This window comes from Paenibacillus sp. 2TAB26, assembly GCF_052115145.1.
Taxonomy (GTDB): domain Bacteria; phylum Bacillota; class Bacilli; order Paenibacillales; family Paenibacillaceae; genus Pristimantibacillus.
Genome location: NZ_JBFRGC010000017.1, coordinates 47,716 through 65,044, shown reverse-complemented (window position 1 = coordinate 65,044; position 17,329 = coordinate 47,716). Strand labels below are relative to the sequence as shown.

Annotated in this window: 19 protein-coding genes; all 19 read left to right on the top strand. The window is 43.7% G+C overall.

Annotated elements, in window-relative coordinates:
• Positions 1 to 19 precede the first annotated feature (19 nt).
• The 19 genes from flhA to AB4Z50_RS19830 all read left to right on the top strand — a co-directional run bounded on the left by flhA (position 20) and on the right by AB4Z50_RS19830 (position 17,316).
• Positions 20 to 2,050, top strand: a complete 2,031-nt coding sequence (gene flhA / locus AB4Z50_RS19920) for a flagellar biosynthesis protein FlhA (protein ID WP_441881274.1) — start codon at positions 20 to 22, stop codon at positions 2,048 to 2,050.
• The gene (gene flhF, locus AB4Z50_RS19915; RefSeq protein ID WP_441881272.1) at positions 2,047 to 3,267 is read left to right on the top strand and encodes a flagellar biosynthesis protein FlhF; all 1,221 of its coding nucleotides are present in this window, start codon (positions 2,047 to 2,049) and stop codon (positions 3,265 to 3,267) included. The genes flhA and flhF overlap by 4 nt, the downstream gene beginning before the upstream one ends.
• Entirely contained in the window at positions 3,264 to 4,133 is an 870-nt protein-coding gene (locus tag AB4Z50_RS19910; RefSeq protein WP_339208931.1) for a MinD/ParA family protein, read from the top strand. Before flhF ends, AB4Z50_RS19910 begins: the two co-directional genes overlap by 4 nt.
• Positions 4,134 to 4,159: 26 nt before the next feature.
• The gene (locus AB4Z50_RS19905; protein ID WP_441881270.1) at positions 4,160 to 5,521 is read left to right on the top strand and encodes a protein-glutamate methylesterase/protein-glutamine glutaminase; all 1,362 of its coding nucleotides are present in this window, start codon (positions 4,160 to 4,162) and stop codon (positions 5,519 to 5,521) included.
• 44 nt (positions 5,522 to 5,565) lie between these two features.
• Positions 5,566 to 7,650, top strand: coding sequence for a chemotaxis protein CheW (locus tag AB4Z50_RS19900; RefSeq protein ID WP_441881268.1), 2,085 nt, complete (start codon positions 5,566 to 5,568; stop codon positions 7,648 to 7,650).
• 13 nt (positions 7,651 to 7,663) lie between these two features.
• Positions 7,664 to 8,125 carry a chemotaxis protein CheW gene (locus tag AB4Z50_RS19895; protein WP_441881266.1) on the top strand — a complete coding sequence of 154 codons (462 nt, stop codon included), beginning with the start codon at positions 7,664 to 7,666 and terminating at the stop codon, positions 8,123 to 8,125.
• A 3-nt stretch (positions 8,126 to 8,128) separates the two neighbouring features.
• A complete protein-coding gene (locus AB4Z50_RS19890; RefSeq protein WP_076269168.1) occupies positions 8,129 to 8,749 on the top strand; it encodes a chemotaxis protein CheC in 621 nt (206 codons plus the stop codon).
• Positions 8,746 to 9,240: a chemotaxis protein CheD gene (locus AB4Z50_RS19885; protein ID WP_076269169.1), complete on the top strand. Its 495-nt coding sequence runs from the start codon at positions 8,746 to 8,748 to the stop codon at positions 9,238 to 9,240. The genes AB4Z50_RS19890 and AB4Z50_RS19885 overlap by 4 nt, the downstream gene beginning before the upstream one ends.
• A 1-nt stretch (position 9,241) precedes the next feature.
• Positions 9,242 to 9,679, top strand: coding sequence for a hypothetical protein (locus AB4Z50_RS19880; RefSeq protein WP_076269170.1), 438 nt, complete (start codon positions 9,242 to 9,244; stop codon positions 9,677 to 9,679).
• Between the two features lie 4 nt (positions 9,680 to 9,683).
• Positions 9,684 to 10,469, top strand: a complete 786-nt coding sequence (locus AB4Z50_RS19875; RefSeq protein ID WP_339208940.1) for a FliA/WhiG family RNA polymerase sigma factor — start codon at positions 9,684 to 9,686, stop codon at positions 10,467 to 10,469.
• A gap of 14 nt (positions 10,470 to 10,483) precedes the next feature.
• Entirely contained in the window at positions 10,484 to 11,890 is a 1,407-nt protein-coding gene (locus AB4Z50_RS19870) for a DUF342 domain-containing protein (RefSeq protein ID WP_076269171.1), read from the top strand.
• A 39-nt stretch (positions 11,891 to 11,929) separates the two neighbouring features.
• Complete coding sequence (locus tag AB4Z50_RS19865) at positions 11,930 to 12,256, top strand: hypothetical protein (protein ID WP_076269172.1); 327 nt, start codon at positions 11,930 to 11,932, stop codon at positions 12,254 to 12,256.
• Between the two features lie 35 nt (positions 12,257 to 12,291).
• A complete protein-coding gene (locus AB4Z50_RS19860; protein ID WP_441881262.1) occupies positions 12,292 to 12,858 on the top strand; it encodes a DUF6115 domain-containing protein in 567 nt (188 codons plus the stop codon).
• Positions 12,851 to 13,426 carry a hypothetical protein gene (locus tag AB4Z50_RS19855; protein WP_441881260.1) on the top strand — a complete coding sequence of 192 codons (576 nt, stop codon included), beginning with the start codon at positions 12,851 to 12,853 and terminating at the stop codon, positions 13,424 to 13,426. The genes AB4Z50_RS19860 and AB4Z50_RS19855 overlap by 8 nt, the downstream gene beginning before the upstream one ends.
• A gap of 183 nt (positions 13,427 to 13,609) precedes the next feature.
• Complete coding sequence (gene rpsB, locus AB4Z50_RS19850) at positions 13,610 to 14,308, top strand: 30S ribosomal protein S2 (protein WP_054028957.1); 699 nt, start codon at positions 13,610 to 13,612, stop codon at positions 14,306 to 14,308.
• Positions 14,309 to 14,429: 121 nt separating this feature from the next.
• Positions 14,430 to 15,104, top strand: a complete 675-nt coding sequence (gene tsf / locus AB4Z50_RS19845; RefSeq protein ID WP_339208950.1) for a translation elongation factor Ts — start codon at positions 14,430 to 14,432, stop codon at positions 15,102 to 15,104.
• Between the two features lie 103 nt (positions 15,105 to 15,207).
• Positions 15,208 to 15,936 (top strand): UMP kinase, encoded by a 729-nt coding sequence (pyrH, locus tag AB4Z50_RS19840; protein WP_053377774.1) that lies wholly within the window; start codon positions 15,208 to 15,210, stop codon positions 15,934 to 15,936.
• Positions 15,936 to 16,490: a ribosome recycling factor gene (frr, locus tag AB4Z50_RS19835; protein ID WP_339208952.1), complete on the top strand. Its 555-nt coding sequence runs from the start codon at positions 15,936 to 15,938 to the stop codon at positions 16,488 to 16,490. The genes pyrH and frr overlap by 1 nt, the downstream gene beginning before the upstream one ends.
• A gap of 61 nt (positions 16,491 to 16,551) precedes the next feature.
• Positions 16,552 to 17,316: an isoprenyl transferase gene (locus tag AB4Z50_RS19830; RefSeq protein ID WP_076269177.1), complete on the top strand. Its 765-nt coding sequence runs from the start codon at positions 16,552 to 16,554 to the stop codon at positions 17,314 to 17,316.
• Positions 17,317 to 17,329 lie beyond the last annotated feature (13 nt).

Genomic DNA, 17,329 nt, shown 5'->3' with positions numbered 1-17,329 from the left:
TACGGGAGGTGGAGGCGTCATGAAAGCAAAGGACTTTGTAATACTATTTGGCGTAATTGGAATTGTACTCATGATGATAATCCCGATCCCAGTCCTACTACTCGATATACTCATCATTTTAAACATTTCGATAGCATTGATGATATTACTTATTGCAATGAATACAAAGGAAGCTCTTGATTTCTCTATATTTCCGGCAATTCTACTAATCACTACCTTATTCCGACTTGCGCTGAACGTTTCTACTACTAGAAATATTTTGTCACATGCGGAAGCAGGGGAAGTCGTAGCTACGTTTGGCAGTTGGGTTGGCGGTGGAGAAATTGCAATTGGATTTATCGTCTTCCTCATTCTCGTAGTCGTGCAGTTCATCGTTATTACGAAAGGTTCTGAACGGGTAGCGGAAGTTGCAGCACGATTCACGCTCGACGCGATGCCGGGTAAACAAATGAGTATTGATGCAGATTTGAATGCTGGTTTGATTAATGAACATCAAGCGAAAGCACGTCGTTCAAAAATCGAACGTGAAGCGGACTTTTACGGGGCAATGGATGGTGCCAGCAAGTTTGTAAAGGGTGATGCAATTGCTTCCATTATCATTCTAGTCATCAACTTAGTTGGCGGATTTATCATTGGTATGGCGATTCATGGCTTGAGCTTTGGCGAGTCGCTTTCGACGTTCTCGATCCTTACGATTGGTGATGGTCTCGTCAGTCAAATACCTGCATTGCTTATTTCCACAGCTGCTGGTCTTATCGTAACTAGAGCGGCATCAGAGGGGAACTTGGCAGAGGATGTAACCGCTCAGCTATTCAAATACCCGAAGCTGCTATTTATTGCAGCTGGAACAATCGCTTTGCTAGGTCTTACACCAATCGGTCCATTAAGAACTTGGCCATTCGCTATTATGCTAGCCTTTGGCGGCTGGTACATGCAGAAAGCTATACATAAGCAACAAGAGCAAGAGGAAATGCTTGTCGAAGAACAGCAAATTGAAGAGGTTCGCAGTCCAGAGAGTGTAATTAGCCTCTTGCAGGTCGATCCGATTGAATTTGAGTTTGGTTATGGTCTTATCCCGCTTGCGGATACGCAGCAGGGAGGAGATTTGCTTGATCGAATCATCATGATACGCAGGCAATGTGCGCTGGAGCTTGGGCTCGTCGTACCAGTCATCCGGATCAGGGATAACATTCAACTGAAGCCAAATGAGTATGTCATCAAAATTAAAGGCAACACCGTCGCTCGCGGCGATTTGCTGCTTAATCATTATTTGGCCATGAGCCCTGGATTTGAGGACGATTCGGTCGTTGGTATTGAAACAACTGAGCCAGCCTTCGGATTGCCTGCGATTTGGATTGACGAGCAAATGAAGGAACGTGCCGAACTTTCCGGCTATACAGTCGTTGACCCGCCTTCAGTCGTTGCTACGCATTTAACTGAGATTATTAAACGACATGCACATGAGTTGATTGGACGTCAAGAAACGAAGCAGCTCGTAGAAAATGTAAAAGAGTCCTATCCTGCGCTTATTGATGAGCTTATACCGTCTATTCTTACCATTGGCGACGTACAAAAAGTGTTGTCGAAGCTTCTAAGAGAAAAGGTGTCTATACGAGATCTAGTTACCATCTTTGAAGCATTAGCGGATCATGGAAACTATACGAAAGACCCTGATATATTGACAGAGTATGTACGACAGTCGCTATCAAGACAAATTACACAGCAGTTTTCATCTGGTAGCGATATGTTACGAGTGATAACAGTTGGACCGCAGCTTGAGAAAAAAATTGCTGAGTCTGTGCAGCAATCGGATCAAGGCAGCTATATTGCACTGGATCCCGTTTCCACTCAACAGATTTACCAGAAGCTCAATGAGCATGTAAATCGTCAGATTCAAGCTGGCCAACAGCCTGTTGTACTCGCATCACCTACCATTCGGATGTATTTGAGACAAATTGTGGAGAGAACGATGCAGGATGTACCCGTACTTTCTTACAGTGAGCTTGAACCAAATATTGAAGTTCAGAGTGTCGGGGTGGTGAATCTATGAGAGTAAAACGATATGTCGTCAGTGCATTGCCAGAAGCGGTCTCTCTGATTCGAAGCGAGCTTGGGAAAGATGCAGTTATATTGAATACGAAGGAAATTAAAGTTGGCGGCTTTATGGGGATGTTTCGTAAGAAAAAGATGGAGGTTATCGCCGCTATCGAATCGAATCAATCGAATCCCCAAGCAAAACCTCAGCGAAACCCGGATCCTCAAGTGGATGCGGTCGTTGAGCAAATTTTGCAAACGGCGCAGCGAACAGCAACGGCTGTAATGGAGCCTCCAAACGTTCAAGCAGTTTCTTCAGTACCGATTGCAGAGCCTCAGAAGGACAAAATAGAACGAGAGCAATTCATCATTGATGAGATTCGAGATTTAAGAGAATACATGTTAAAACTCTCGAAACAGCAAAACAATCTTATTTCTATGTCAGAGCACTTGATTGCACTGAGAGAACACTTGATAGAACAAGAAATGGAATTGCAGTGGATTGAGCGTTTGATACAAGCTATTTCTGACAAAGAATCCGAAGAAAAAATCGTTTTTTCAAAGGAACAAGTATGGGAGCATGCGGCAGAGCTGCTGCAAGAGTGGCTGCAACCCTACAGTGGCAGCAGTATTAGCAGTCATGTAAGAGTGGTTCATTTTGTTGGTCCAACCGGAGTTGGCAAGACGACGACTATTGCGAAGCTTGCAGCTGAACAAACAATCAAGCAGGGCAGGAAAGTGGGGTTCATTACTTCGGACACCTACCGAATTGCAGCCGTGGATCAGCTTAGGACTTATGCCAACATCTTGAACGTGCCGCTAGAGGTCGTTTTCTCGCAGATGGATTTGCCCCGTGCTTTCAAGCAGCTTGAAGAGCGAGAGCTCATTTATATGGATACAGCTGGAAGGAATTTTCGCAGCGAGCTTCATGTATCAGAGGTCAGCAGCTTGCTTCAAACGACCGAGGCTAACGAAACGGTGCTTGTGCTTAGCATGACTGGCAAGACGAAGGATATGTCAGCAGTAGCCAATCATTTTTGCAAATACGGCGTTCGAAAAGTGTTGTTTACAAAGCTTGATGAAACTTCGGTTTACGGAGCAATTTTTAATCTCATTATGAATTTTGAATTGCTTCCTACCTATATGGCGAGTGGACAGACCGTTCCAGACGATATCGAGAAGTTTCAAGTGGATTCATACGTTAAGCAGCTGCTCGGGAGCAACGGTTTATGATGGATCAAGCTGAAGCATTACGTAATTTAGTCAAGCAGCAGGAGCTTCAAGATGAAGGCCGCACGACTCGTGTAGTGACGGTAACGAGCGGAAAGGGCGGAGTTGGAAAGTCGAATTTCAGCTTGAATTTTGCATTAGCGCTCCAACGATTGGGTAAAAAAGTGCTCGTTTTTGATGCAGATATCGGAATGGCCAACATCGATGTGCTTATGGGCGTTTCGTCCACGTACAATTTGTATCATCTGCTCAAGCAGGAGAAAACAATTTGGGAAATCGTGCAGGAAGGCCCGGAAGGGCTGAACTTTATTGCAGGTGGTTCTGGTTTTAGAGATTTGATGGATTTGTCTACAGAGCAGCTTGACCGTTTCGCTGATGAGATTAGCAAGCTGCATGGCAGGTATGATGTGATCTTGTTTGATACTGGCGCAGGCCTATCGAAGGAAACGGTTAAATTTATAACTGCAGCGCAAGAAACAATCGTTGTGACAACGCCCGAACCTACTTCAATTACAGATGCTTACGCCTTAATTAAGATGGTTAAAGCGATGGAGGTGGATGTTCACTTCAAATTAATTGTCAATCGAGCCGCTGATTTCCGTGAAGGAAAACAAACCGCTGATAAAATTAGCATGGTTGCACACAGGTTTCTTCAATCCGATTTGCCTCATCTTGGTATTTTGCCGGATGACCCAAATGTGTCAAAAGCTGTGAAGCGTCAAGTGCCCTTTACTGTAGCCTATCCTGGAAGCGAAGCATCCGTTGCTATTGACCGGATCGCAAAGCAATTTCTTGAAATACCACAGAATACTGCAATTAACGGCGGTGTCAAAGGATTTCTGCATAAAATGTTCAGACTCTCAAGATAATCCTTTGGAAGTGAGGAGGAAATGGAATGGTTCCTTATCGCGTACTAGTTGTAGATGATTCCGCATTTATGCGAAAGATCATTAGTGATTTAATCATTCAAGATTCACAGTTTAAGATCGTAGCTACAGCTAAAAACGGTCATGAAGCAATAGAAGCGGTTCGTGAATGGAAACCGGATGTCGTTACCTTAGATCTTGAAATGCCGTTAATGAACGGAATTGACGCATTGCAGATTATTATGAAGGATCATCCAACTCCTGTCATTATGCTCTCGGGTATAAGTGAAGACAATACAAGAGAAACGATTAAAGCACTGCAATTTGGTGCATTCGACTTCATTAGAAAACCATCAGCAACGATCTCTAATGATATTCGCCAAGTTGGAGAGGTTCTGCTTGAGAAATTGCGTATCGCAGTATTAACGAAGCGTTATCAGCCAGTGATTACGATTAGCGAGAAACAAGAAACAAAAGCAGATGATAGCAGCTTGCCAAAAGCGAAAAAAGAAGTAGTTTCGAACAACATTTTACACCATGAGGAGCTGCCGTTTGAAGCATTGTCTACTCCTGCTAAAGATCGGAACAAATTGCCGTTCAAGAAAGCGGAAGATAAACAAGGGCAACAGCGCTCGGTTCCCCCTTTACATAATAAGCTTACAAGCAATATGCAAGATGAAGCAAAGCCTAACGATGCCAAATCTAAGATTGCACCTCGCAAATCAGTCGAAAAGGCACCGCAGGCTGAACCTAAATCTCATTTCTCTGAGCCACCTTCAACAAAAAAAGCAAAGACAGTCCAGACAGCTTCTACCTTTAAACATATCGTAGCCATTGGAACTTCGACAGGCGGTCCTAGAGCTTTGCATGAGGTAATCACTTCTTTGCCAGCTGATTTCCCAGCACCGGTGCTTATTGTTCAGCATATGCCTCCTAAGTTCACCAAATCGTTGGCACAGCGGCTAGACAGCTTTAGCGAGATTCATGTCGTAGAAGCAGAGCAGGGAGAGAAAGTAGTTGCTGGCGTTGCCTATATCGCACCTGGCGGCTTTCATATGGAGCTTGTCAAAGATGCTTCTAGCTACTCGATTGCGCTCACTGAACAGCCGCAGCGCAACGGACATCGTCCTTCTGTAGATGTATTGTTTGAATCCTTGGCTGAACATCGCGAACTGAAGCGTCATGCGGTCATAATGACAGGCATGGGCAGCGATGGGGCGAAGGGAATGAAGCTGTTATCCGAATGTGGAATTGAAACGACCATAGCAGAAGCTGAAGAAACCTGTGTCGTTTATGGAATGCCGAGATCGGCTGTTGAAGCTGGATGTGTGAGTAAAGTATTGCCACTGCAGCATATTGCATCGCAACTGAAGCAAGCAGTGCTGAAATAGATAGGCTAGAATGGCTTCACCATACTAACAGGAGGTGCTAGGAAATGGATATGAATGCCTATTTATCGATGTTTATCGATGAATCTAATGATCACCTGCAATCCTTGAATGAAAATTTGCTTCGTCTGGAAAGCGAGCCTGAGGAGCTTAGTATCGTTCAAAATATATTCCGTTCAGCGCATACGCTCAAAGGAATGTCAGCTACGATGGGTTTTGAAGATTTAGCAGCGCTGACGCATGAAATGGAAAATGTGCTTGACCTCGTTCGCAACAGCAAGTTAAAAATGGACAGCTTTATTTTTGACACTTTGTTTAAAGGGTTAGATGCGCTTGAAGCAATGGTTCAGGATATTGTGGACGGCGGTACAGGGAAAGCAGACGTTACCTCGATCGTTGAATCGCTGCAAATCATCTTGAAAAGTGATTATAGCGCAAGCAAAGCGACTCAGGCTCCAACCGTAGCGGCTAATGCACCAAGTGCTGCAGAATCAAGCGCATCAGGGGCGATGCTGCTTGATGAGTTTCAATCTTCGATTTTGCTTCAATCGATAGAAACAGGACATAATGTTTTTCATATTCAAATCGCTATTCGCGATAATTGCTTGCTAAAAGCCGTTCGTGCTTATATGGTATTTGATTTGCTAGAGCGCAATGGTGAAGTTATTAAATCAGATCCATCTGTTCAAGACATTGAACAAGAAAAATTCAATTTCACTTTTACGGTATTTACGATTTCACGCTTGCAGCAGGAAGATCTTCAAGCGCAGCTGCTTAATATTTCAGAAATTGAATCCGCTGTTGTAACTTCTTTGGATGCAGAGTCATTAGCCGTGCTTGGCCAATCTAACGCAGCTGCGGCAGTAGAGGTTGTCGAAGTTGCTGAAACGGCTGCGCCGCAAACCGAAACAGCAGTTACATCTGTTGAAGCAGCAAAAGGACAAGCTCGATCGGCACCTGCTGCCAGCACACCAGCTAATGTGTCGAAGACGATTCGTGTAGACATTGAGAGGCTCGATACGCTCATGAACTTGTTTAGCGAATTGCTTATTGACCGTGTTAGGCTGGAACAGCTTTCTAGTGAAATCAAACGCAGTGATTTGACTGAAACTGTGGAACATATGGCACGCGTAAGTTCTGATCTTCAAAGTATTGTACTTAAGCTTCGCATGGTACCTGTGGATTCGGTATTCAATCGTTTCCCTCGTATGATTAGAGATTTAGCTAAATCGCTAGACAAAAAAATCGATCTTGTTATTACTGGAGCCGATACGGAACTTGACCGTACGGTTATCGACGAAATTGGAGATCCGCTTGTTCATCTATTGCGCAACTCGGTTGATCATGGAATCGAAACGGTGGAAGAGAGAATTGCAGCAGGCAAGCCAGAAACCGGTACGATTTTCTTGCGCGCGTTCCATAGCGGAAATCATGTCTTCATTGAAGTGGAAGAGGATGGCCGCGGTATACACCATGAACGAGTGCTAAAAACAGCCATTAAAAATGGCGTCGTCACGGCTGACGAAGCAAAACTGCTGACGCCGGATGAAATTAATATGCTTATTTTTGCGGCTGGCTTCAGTACCGCAGATAAAATTTCGGACATATCCGGACGCGGTGTTGGTCTAGACGTCGTTCGTTCAAAAATTACTTCTCTAGGCGGAAACGTAACGATAGATTCTGCATTTGGTAGAGGAACGAAATTTTCTGTTCAATTGCCGCTTACGCTATCCATTATTTCCGCAATGCTGATCAAGCTGGGGTCGGAGAAATATGCTATCCCATTGTCTTCGATCGTTGAGACAGGCATTATCCGCAAAGAACAAATTCTTCAAGTGCATGGCAACAAAATGATAGAGTTCAGAAATACCATCATACCTCTAGTATCGCTAAGCAAAGTGCTTGACTCTCCTGATTTTAATGAGAATGACGAGCTTGAAACGGAAATTGTAGTCGTTCGAAAAGGCGAGAAGTGGGCAGCTGTAATGGTCGATGAATTTATTGGTCAAAGTGAAATCGTGCTAAAAACGCTGGGCAAATATTTAACGAATATTAAAGCAATTTCCGGCGCAACGATACTTGGCGATGGTTATGTCGCATTGATTATCGATCCGAATGCACTTATCAAATAGGGAGGTTTTTACGATGGGAGAAGAATTAAAGGTTATCGTGTTTGCACTAGGCAGCGAAGAGTATGGAATTGAAGTAGACAAGGTCCGCACGATTGAAAGATTGTCTCCAATTACACGCGTTCCGAAAACAGCTACTTTTATTAAAGGGGTTATTAATCTTCGCGGTGTGGTCGTTCCTGTCATTGACTTAAGAGGCAGATTTAATCTAACGGAATCGGCAACTACAGAAAACTCAAGAATCATTGTTGTTTCAGTGGCTGACATCGAAGTTGGATTCATCGTAGACTCGGCGAATGATGTCATCGACATTGATACAGATACGATTGATTTGCCGCCCGAAATTGTTGGAGGCATTAAAGCTAAATACTTAAGAGGCATTGCAAAGCTTGGTGAAGGTCGACTTCTCATCATGCTGAACTTGTCCGAAGTGCTCAACAAGAATGAAATTATTCAACTTGAGCAGCTTGAGGTATAACTTGTGAACCTTTTTAGCCGCTTTGAAGCATTTGAATTAGATGTATTGAAAGAAGTCGGCAATATTGGAGCAGGCAATGCTGCTACTGCATTATCCCGCTTGTTAGATAAGCCAGTTGATATGGCGGTGCCGAAGGTAAGTTTGCTTCCATTTGAAGAAGTTGCAGAGCGTGTTGGCGGTTCCGAAAAAATCGTCATTGCTGTTTTTCTTCGAGTGGAAGGAGAAGCTCCCGGCAACATGTTTTTTATCATTGAAGAAGATTCGGCAAGGCGATTGTTGCGTCAGCTGCTTTCCTTAAATATTGAAGAGCAGGACGGTTATTCAGAAATGGAGCTGTCTGCTCTTTGTGAGATTGGCAATATTTTAGCAGGCTCTTATTTATCTTCATTAGCTGATTTCACTCATTTAGCAATGGCCCCCTCCGTACCCGCTATAGCAGTAGATATGGCAGGTGCCGTGCTTAGCTACGGTTTAATGCAATACGGAGAGATGGGGGACTCGGCCCTACTTATTGAAACGACCTTTTTGGAGGATTGTCAGTCGCTTGAAGGACATTTTTTCCTCATTCCAGATCCAGAGTCGTTTGAGAAAATTTTTAGGGCTTTGGGAGTCGTTAGCGAATGATACAACAAAATTTGGTCAAAGTCGGCATGGCAGATTTAAATATTGCAACGGATGGGGCGATACTCAAAACGACCGGCTTAGGTTCATGTGTTGGACTTACCTTGTATGATCCAACGCGAAAAATAGCCGGTATGGCACATGTCATGCTGCCATCTTCAGACATTGCCCGTGAGACCAAAATGAATCTAGCTAAATATGCAGATACCGCCATACCCGAGCTGCTTGATCGGATGATAGCAGCAGGTGCATACATTGAACGCATGAAAGCTAAGATGGCTGGTGGAGCTCAAATGTTTGCTATGTCTGGACACAGTGATTCGCTAAGAATTGGCCCGCGCAATGTTGAATCCTGTACAGAAATGCTTAGAAGATTCAAAATTCCGATTATCTCTCAGGATACGGGCGGAAATTTTGGTAGAACGATAGAGTTTGACAGTACTAGCGGAATGCTTTCTATAAGAAGTGTGCAATTTGGAACAAAGGAGATTTAAAATGTTCGGAACATGGCGATGGAATGTCGTATTTGGAATTTTCGGCACCGTGCTTACGGTAGCTTTCTCAATCGGTAACAATCCGATTACTGTTATGCTGCTTAGAAGTATGTATGCTTTCATCGCTTTTTTTGTTCTTGCGTATGGAGTACGGGCAATATTGGCATACATCCTTCAACCGCCAGCACTAATAGGCTCGGAAATTGAAGATGAAGAAGGAAAAGGCAGTCAGCTAGATTTACAGACACCTGATGAATCAGAAGATATCAATCAATTGTTGAAATCACAGATTAAAGATGGTGCTGGCAAGCAGCCAATCGAAACTCAGAAAGATGATGCAAGCGATTTTCGTCCGTTAAATCCTCCGCAATTGTTAAATACAAAAAATACACAGCCTGAAGAATTGGTTAAAGCCATTCGTCACCTGACAGGAGAGTGAGTCGATGATTGAGCAGAAGACCCCTCATTTGACAAACTTGCAGATGTGGCAAGCCTGGAGAGAACAAGGCGATTTGGAAGCGAAAAAAACGTTGATTGAACAATATTTGCCGCTGGTTGATTATGTAACGAATCGAATGGCCATTGGACTCCCGAAAAACGTCATTAGAGATGACCTTGCAAGCAATGGCGTAATGGGTCTTATTGATGCAATTGAAAAATTTGATTACGGCCGCGGCTTGCAGTTTGAAACGTATGCGTCATGGCGCATTCGCGGCGCTATTATAGATGGCTTAAGACAAGGTGACTGGGTCCCGCGTTCTGTGCGAGAAAAGGCCAAACGAGTAGAAGAGGCATATCAGCATTTAGAGCAGCAGTACTTGCGTTCTGTGACAGATGCAGAAATTAGCCGCTATCTTGATGTAACGGAGAAAGAATTCATTAATATGCTGCAAGATATTGCGGTTACAACGGTTTGCTCATTGGAAGACCCGATTCGTGAAGAGGAATCGGAGACAAGAATGTCTTTGCTAGTGGACGATAAAGCGAAAAACCCGGATCATAAGGTTCATGAGTTTTATTTGAAAGAATCATTGGTTAAAGGGATTGAAAAACTTACGGAAAAGGAACGAACAGTCGTTTCTCTCTTCTATTATGAGGAATTATCATTAAGTGAAATTGCTGAAGTAATGTCACTATCACCGTCGAGAATATCCCAGCTCCATTCTAAAGCGATTTTGAGGCTGCGAGGAGCTTTGGCTAAGCATAAAGATCAACTCATGCAACATTAAAAGGGGGGAGCTACGTGGAAAATCTTCAATTAGAATCATACCTACGCATACAGACATCTGCCGATAATTTGTCTGCATTTTTAACCTTTAGCAGGATTTCGGACGAATTCGAATGTAACGGCGATGAGCTAGAACGATTCTTGCATAGCAAGGGGATCGTTTTTGGCCTTCGTAAAGAAGTTCTGAGTCAGATTGGCACTAATCCTCTCGCATATTTCAAAGAACAAACACTTGTTGCGCAAGGGCAGTCTCCTACACCTGGTAAAGACGGATATGTGAAGCTAGTTTATGATATGGATAAAAATGTGAACGCCCCAACGGAGCTCGAAGATGGGAAGGTTGACTTTAAAGAAGTTGTTCAGCTGAAAAATGTCAAGCGTGGTCAATTGATTGCTGAGCGATTCGAGCCTACAGCAGGTCCTGTTGGCAGGACGGTAACGGGAGAAGAAATTGCTCCTAGGCTCGGCAAGCACGTTAGATTTAAAGTAGGCAAAAATGTCGTTTTGAACAATGAGCAGACGGCTATGTATTCGGCAATTGACGGCTTGATTTCGCTTACTGAAAAAGAAAAAATTAATGTGTTTCCTGTTTACGAAGTAAACGGCGATGTGGATTATAGTGTCGGCAATATTGATTTTGTTGGTACAGTAGTCATCAGAGGCAATGTTCTTAGCGGATTCAGGGTTAAAGCTTCGGGCGATATCCGAGTTATTGGCGGAGTTGAAGGGGCAGAAATCGAATCAGAAGGCTCTGTTGAAATTACAGGCGGAATATTGGGAAGCAACAAAGGTTTTGTAAAAGCTGGACGAAACGTCCGGAGCTCATTTATACAAGAAGGCAATGTTATCGCGGGCGAAGAGGTGCTGGTATCTCAGAGCATCATGCATTCGCATGTAAAAGCCGGAAAAAATGTTGTGTGCTCTGGCGCTAAAGGATTGATCGTAGGCGGACTTGTACAAGCAGGTGACCTTGTCAGCGCGCGAACGATTGGCAACTCGATGTCCACAGCCACAACCATTGAAGTAGGCGTAAACCCTGAATATCGTTCGGAGCTGCTCGAGCTAAGAACGAGGTTAAGGCAGAACATGGATAATTTAGATAAAACGGATAAAGCGCTTGTTATTTTGGATCAATTAGCTGTGACAGGGAAATTAACTCCTGAGAAGCTGGCATTGCGCGTTAAGCTGACCGCCACAAAACGTCAGACCGTGCTTGAGAATGATGAGACGAGAAGCCGTATTCTTGAGATAGAGAAAACGCTAGAGAACACAGATCGATCGAAGATCGATGTCAGCAATATTGTATTTGGCGGAACAAAAATTGTAATTGGCAGGTACACAAAGTTTGTGAAGGATTCAGCACAGCGGGTGACCTTCCGTTATTCCGAAGGGGATATCGTCTTAGTTCCTTATACCAAATAACGGTTGAAATTGATGAATGGCGCAAAGGGGTGAGCAGATATGACGTTCAAATCCATTGATTTGCAGATGTCTGTACCACGAACGCAAGAATTCAGCGGCATGCATGGACAAGCGATGCATAAACCTGTAGCTGATCAGAATACGTTGGCCAATCAGTCCGCCAAACAAACAGAGCTTCTAAGAGGGAAAAACACAGCGATCGAGCAATCAAACGGACTTCATATTCGCAGTGATCAAGAAGGTCAGCAAGGTAACGCTTATCAGCAGGCAAAACGTAAGCGTACACAGTTATCCTCGGATGTTGATGAACAGGAGGCGGCTCCTACACATCCGTACAAAGGCCATAGGCTTGATATTAAGTTATAAAATGAAGGCATCCTATGAAAGGCAGGCTATGAACGATGCAGCCATACTTGCAATATATCGTATTACTAGGAGCGGTTGTTATTGTCGGTGCCTTTGTAATGCCTCGTAAGAAGCAGGATACAGCTCTACCGTCACAATCGATGCAAAACATGGAAACCGCGCTGGAGCAGTTTATGGAGAACATGGAGAAGGATAATGAGGATCTCGTGCTCCTCGTTAGAACTGCTCAGCAAGAATCGAAATTAGATGCGGATCGCAAGGAGCAGCGTATTGTAGAATTGGAGCGGAAATGCGAACAGCTCACAGAGCAGTTGCAAAAGAAAATGTCCGAGTCCACGGCCTACATTCGTCCAGTGGAAACCCCATTGCCAGCGGTCTCATTAAATTCGAATGAACAACTTGTTAAAGATGCGTCTGTTGTTGAACATATTATAGAAGAGACAGTTCGGATGAACACCATCCAGGACAGATATAAAGAGCTGTTTACACTTTATGAGCAAGGGAAATCGATTGAAGCGATATCCAAAAAGCTTGGTATGAACAAAGGTGAGGTACAGCTTATTATACAGCTTGCTAAGCAGGAGGATTCTGTCCATGCTTAAAAGTCGAGTATTTCTTATGGGATTAGGTGCAGGTATCATCATTGGCGCTTTGTTGTTCCAGCTCATGCTCTCTGGCGAGCAAAGCAGGCAAAGGCTAAGTGACTTAGGAAAAGAGTCAGATGAGAAGCTGTACACTCAACTAGAAGTTGATGCTTTGTTAAAGGCAAATCAAGACTCGCTTCAGCTTAATAAGGACAACACAGGGGGACAGGAGACTAAGCCTGCTGCTGATTCTGACAAAGCTAAGGAGCAGACAAGCGAGGCGAAGACTGATAAAGCTGCGCCTACGGCTACGGCAGTCCCTGTTCAGAAACAGTCTGAGATCAAGCATGTTATAAGAATTAAAGCAGGCTCTAGTCTGACGAATACAGCAGAGCTGCTTGCTTCGAATAATATTATTAAAGATAAAACTGCTTTTGTATCAAAAATGAAAAAGTCAAAGAAGCTGGTTCGCGCCGGTTATTTTTTGTTTCATGAGGAGATAACGGTTGAAGAAGCCATTCGGATCGTAACCGGCGAGCCTTTAACATCTTCAGAAGTAAATCTTCTAACTGCCAACAAAAAATAGCTATCCTATCTTTTCTGAAACGATTGTTGCATGCGATGTGTATTTATGGTATATTAATTCACGGTGTTAAAAACGCACGCAGGTCAATTTTGTCAAACGGTGCTTCCGCCCGGCGGAAGTTTTGGCGAAAGATGCGACTAGCGGAGGAGCACTAAAAAAACCATTATAGGAGGTGTTGGAGAAATGGCGGTTATTTCCATGAAACAGCTACTAGAAGCTGGGGTACACTTCGGTCATCAGACTCGTCGTTGGAACCCGAAGATGGATCGTTATATCTTCACAGAAAGAAACGGGATTTACATTATTGATTTGCAAAAAACGGTGAAAAAAGTTGACGAAGCGTACAACTTTGTTAAATCGATCGCTGCAGACGGCGGCACTATGCTGTTCGTAGGTACGAAAAAACAAGCTCAAGATTCCGTTAAAGAAGAAGCAGAGCGTTGCGGCAACTTCTACATCAACCAACGTTGGTTGGGCGGTACTTTGACTAACTTCCAAACGATTCAAAAACGTATTGATCGTTTGAAACAACTTGAAAAATGGGCTGAAGACGGCACTTTCGAGGTTCTACCTAAGAAAGAAGTTATCATCCTTAACAAAGAAAAAGACCGTTTGGAAAAATTCCTTGGCGGTATTAAAGGAATGAAAGGTTTGCCAAGCGCGTTGTTCATTATCGACCCACGCAAAGAGCGTATTGCTGTTGCAGAAGCTCGCAAACTTGGTATCCCAATCGTTGGTATCGTTGATACGAACTGTGATCCAGACGAAATTGACTACGTAATCCCAGGTAACGATGATGCAATTCGTGCCGTTAAGTTGTTGACTTCGAAAATGGCTGATGCAATCGTTGAAGCTAACCAAGGCGAACAAACAACGGCTTAATTTAAAGGCTTTAATTAGTCAACAAAGGGTGGTCAGATGGTGATAAACCTCTCACTGCCCTTTTTTTGAATGTAAATCACTAAAAAAAACAATTAATGATTCTCGAAGCTACATAGACTTCGTGAAACCTATAGGAGGGCTTACAATGGCAGTTAGTGCTAGCGCGGTAAAAGAGCTTCGTGAAAGAACTGGAGCTGGAATGCTTGATTGCAAGAAAGCTTTGGACGAAACAAACAATGACGTTGAAAAAGCAATTGCAGTACTTCGTGAAAAAGGTTTGGCGGCAGCAGCAAATAAAGCTGGTCGTATTGCAACCGAAGGCGTAGTTGAATCGTATATTCATGCAGGCGGCCGTATCGGCGTTATCGTTGAAGTAAACTGTGAAACGGATTTCGTTGCAAAAACGGATCAATTCCGTGAGTTTGCAAGAGACGTAGCTATGCAAATCGCTGCAGCTAACCCTAAATTCGTTAGCCGTGACGAGGTTTCTTCTGAAGAGCTTGAAAAAGAGCGCGAAATTTTGAAAGCTCAAGCACTTAACGAAGGCAAGCCTGAAAAAATCGTTGAAAAAATGGTTGAAGGCCGTATCTCGAAATACTACGAAGAGTTCTGTCTTCTTGAGCAATCGTTCATTAAAGACCCAGACAAAACAATCTCCGTATTGCTTAATGAAAAAATCAGCAAAATTGGTGAAAACATTTCCATCCGTCGCTTCGTTCGTTATGAGCTTGGTGAAGGTCTAGAGAAAAAAGTTGACAATTTCGTTGAAGAAGTTATGGCTCAAGTTAAACATTAATCCGAACGCACAGGCGGGGCGGGGCGTCCGCCCCGCCTGCTTGTATGATTAGAACATATTTGAAGGACCTCATTTACTGAGGTGCATGATGGAGGTATTAACGTTGGAGCATCCTGTGTATAAACGTATCGTTTTGAAAGTAAGCGGTGAATCATTGTCTGGTCAGGAAGGTTATGGCATTGAAGCGACGGTCATATCTTCAATTGCTGATCAGGTGAAGGAAGTCGTAGCACTTGGCATAGAAGTGGCCATCGTTGTCGGAGGCGGCAACATTTGGCGTGGAATTGCAGGTTCTGCAAAAGGCATAGACCGTGCAACAGCTGATTACATGGGAATGCTGGCTACTCTTATGAATTCACTTGCACTTCAAGATGCACTGGAACAAATCGATGTACCTACTCGCGTACAAACATCGATCGCGATGCAACAAATCGCTGAACCGTACATCAGACGTCGTGCTATCCGTCATTTGGAAAAAGGACGCGTCGTAATCTTTGCTGCAGGAACTGGTAATCCATTTTTCTCAACAGATACAACAGCAGCGCTTCGCGCAGCTGAGATCGAAGCAGAAGTAATATTAATGGCGAAAAACAAAGTGGATGGCGTATATTCTGCTGATCCATTTAAAGATAGCACAGCTGAGAAATTTGAGGAGCTTACATACCTCGACATGCTTAACCGTAATCTAGGCGTAATGGATTCAACCGCAGCTTCACTTTGCATGGATAATAATATTCCTCTTATCGTATTTGCGATTACAGAGAAAGGGAATATTAAACGCGTCGTGCTGGGTGAGAAAATCGGAACGATAGTGAGAGGAAGTGCGAAATAATGCCACAAGAGCTGAAAAAAAACGCAGAAGAACGTATGGATAAAGCGATTTCCGCGCTAAAACGTGATTTGTCGTCTTTGCGCGCTGGTAAAGCTAATTCATCTTTGCTTGACCGTATTCAAGTGGAATACTACGGCGCAATGACGCCTGTCAATCAACTTGCTAACATCAGTACGCCAGACTCTCGTACGTTGTTCATTCAACCATGGGACAAATCGTCGATGTCGGCAATCGAGAAAGCGATTATGAAATCGGATCTTGGACTGACACCTTCCAATGACGGTGCATCGATTCGTCTTTCTATCCCACCGCTTACAGAAGAGCGCCGGGCAGAGCTTGTGAAAACTTCGAAAAAGCTTGGCGAAGAAGCAAAGGTAGCTATTCGCAATATTCGTCGGGATGCTAACGACAGCGTGAAAAAACTTGAGAAAACAACAATTTCTGAAGATGAATCACGTGGTCACCAAGAGGATATTCAGAAGGCAACTGATAAATTTATTGCTGAAGTAGATAAAGTGCTTGTTGCCAAAGAAAAAGAAATTATGGAAGTATAATAATCTCTGGGCCCCTCCGATAGGTGGGGTTTGGTTTTGATTTCGGTTGGGAGGAAGTAAGATGATCGAGCGACTTTGGGCCAAATTAGGCAAATCGTCCTTACAGCCGACTGATTCTGTGGCCTCAGAAAATGTGCCTGAGCATGTTGCAATTATAATGGATGGGAACGGCCGTTGGGCTAAAGATCGTGGATTGCCACGTATGGCTGGTCATCATTCCGGCATGAAAGCGGTCAAACGTATTACCATTGCAGCGGATCGGTTAGGCGTCAAATATTTGACGTTATATGCGTTTTCAACGGAAAACTGGAAGAGACCTAAAGCTGAAGTGGATTTTCTTATGAAGCTTCCGCAGCAATTTCTTGAAATTGAATTAGAAGAATTGATAGCCAACAACGTGCAGGTTCGCATGATGGGACATAAAGAGGATTTGCCTTCATTTACGATCAGTGCAGTTGAAGAAGCCATTATAAAGACCGCTAACAATACAGGGCTAGTTCTAAACTTTGCCTTAAACTATGGAAGCCGTAAGGAAATGCTTGAAGCTGTGAAAAGTATCGCATCAGAGGTTCAGCAAGGAAATCTTGCAATCGATGATATCGATGATAAAGTAATGGCCGATCGTTTGCTTACAAGTGGATTGCCTGATCCAGATTTGCTCATTCGTACAAGCGGTGAATTGCGATTAAGTAATTTTATGATGTGGCAGCTTGCTTATAGTGAATTGTGGTTTACGGATGTGTATTGGCCTGAATTTACGGAAGCGCATTTTCAAGAAGCGATTTTGGAGTATCAGCGCCGCGCGCGTCGATATGGTGGATTGTAGCTTCAAGCGACGG

What these genes read in the sequence shown, in the direction of transcription:
- flhA (WP_441881274.1), top strand. Translation starts at nt 20, where the DNA reads ATGAAAGCAAAGGACTTTGTAATACTATTTGGCGTAATTGGAATTGTA.
- flhF (WP_441881272.1), top strand. Translation starts at nt 2,047, where the DNA reads ATGAGAGTAAAACGATATGTCGTCAGTGCATTGCCAGAAGCGGTCTCT.
- AB4Z50_RS19910 (WP_339208931.1), top strand. Translation starts at nt 3,264, where the DNA reads ATGATGGATCAAGCTGAAGCATTACGTAATTTAGTCAAGCAGCAGGAG.
- AB4Z50_RS19905 (WP_441881270.1), top strand. Translation starts at nt 4,160, where the DNA reads ATGGTTCCTTATCGCGTACTAGTTGTAGATGATTCCGCATTTATGCGA.
- AB4Z50_RS19900 (WP_441881268.1), top strand. Translation starts at nt 5,566, where the DNA reads ATGGATATGAATGCCTATTTATCGATGTTTATCGATGAATCTAATGAT.
- AB4Z50_RS19895 (WP_441881266.1), top strand. Translation starts at nt 7,664, where the DNA reads ATGGGAGAAGAATTAAAGGTTATCGTGTTTGCACTAGGCAGCGAAGAG.
- AB4Z50_RS19885 (WP_076269169.1), top strand. Translation starts at nt 8,746, where the DNA reads ATGATACAACAAAATTTGGTCAAAGTCGGCATGGCAGATTTAAATATT.
- AB4Z50_RS19880 (WP_076269170.1), top strand. Translation starts at nt 9,242, where the DNA reads ATGTTCGGAACATGGCGATGGAATGTCGTATTTGGAATTTTCGGCACC.
- AB4Z50_RS19875 (WP_339208940.1), top strand. Translation starts at nt 9,684, where the DNA reads ATGATTGAGCAGAAGACCCCTCATTTGACAAACTTGCAGATGTGGCAA.
- AB4Z50_RS19865 (WP_076269172.1), top strand. Translation starts at nt 11,930, where the DNA reads ATGACGTTCAAATCCATTGATTTGCAGATGTCTGTACCACGAACGCAA.
- AB4Z50_RS19860 (WP_441881262.1), top strand. Translation starts at nt 12,292, where the DNA reads ATGCAGCCATACTTGCAATATATCGTATTACTAGGAGCGGTTGTTATT.
- AB4Z50_RS19855 (WP_441881260.1), top strand. Translation starts at nt 12,851, where the DNA reads ATGCTTAAAAGTCGAGTATTTCTTATGGGATTAGGTGCAGGTATCATC.
- rpsB (WP_054028957.1), top strand. Translation starts at nt 13,610, where the DNA reads ATGGCGGTTATTTCCATGAAACAGCTACTAGAAGCTGGGGTACACTTC.
- frr (WP_339208952.1), top strand. Translation starts at nt 15,936, where the DNA reads ATGCCACAAGAGCTGAAAAAAAACGCAGAAGAACGTATGGATAAAGCG.
- AB4Z50_RS19830 (WP_076269177.1), top strand. Translation starts at nt 16,552, where the DNA reads ATGATCGAGCGACTTTGGGCCAAATTAGGCAAATCGTCCTTACAGCCG.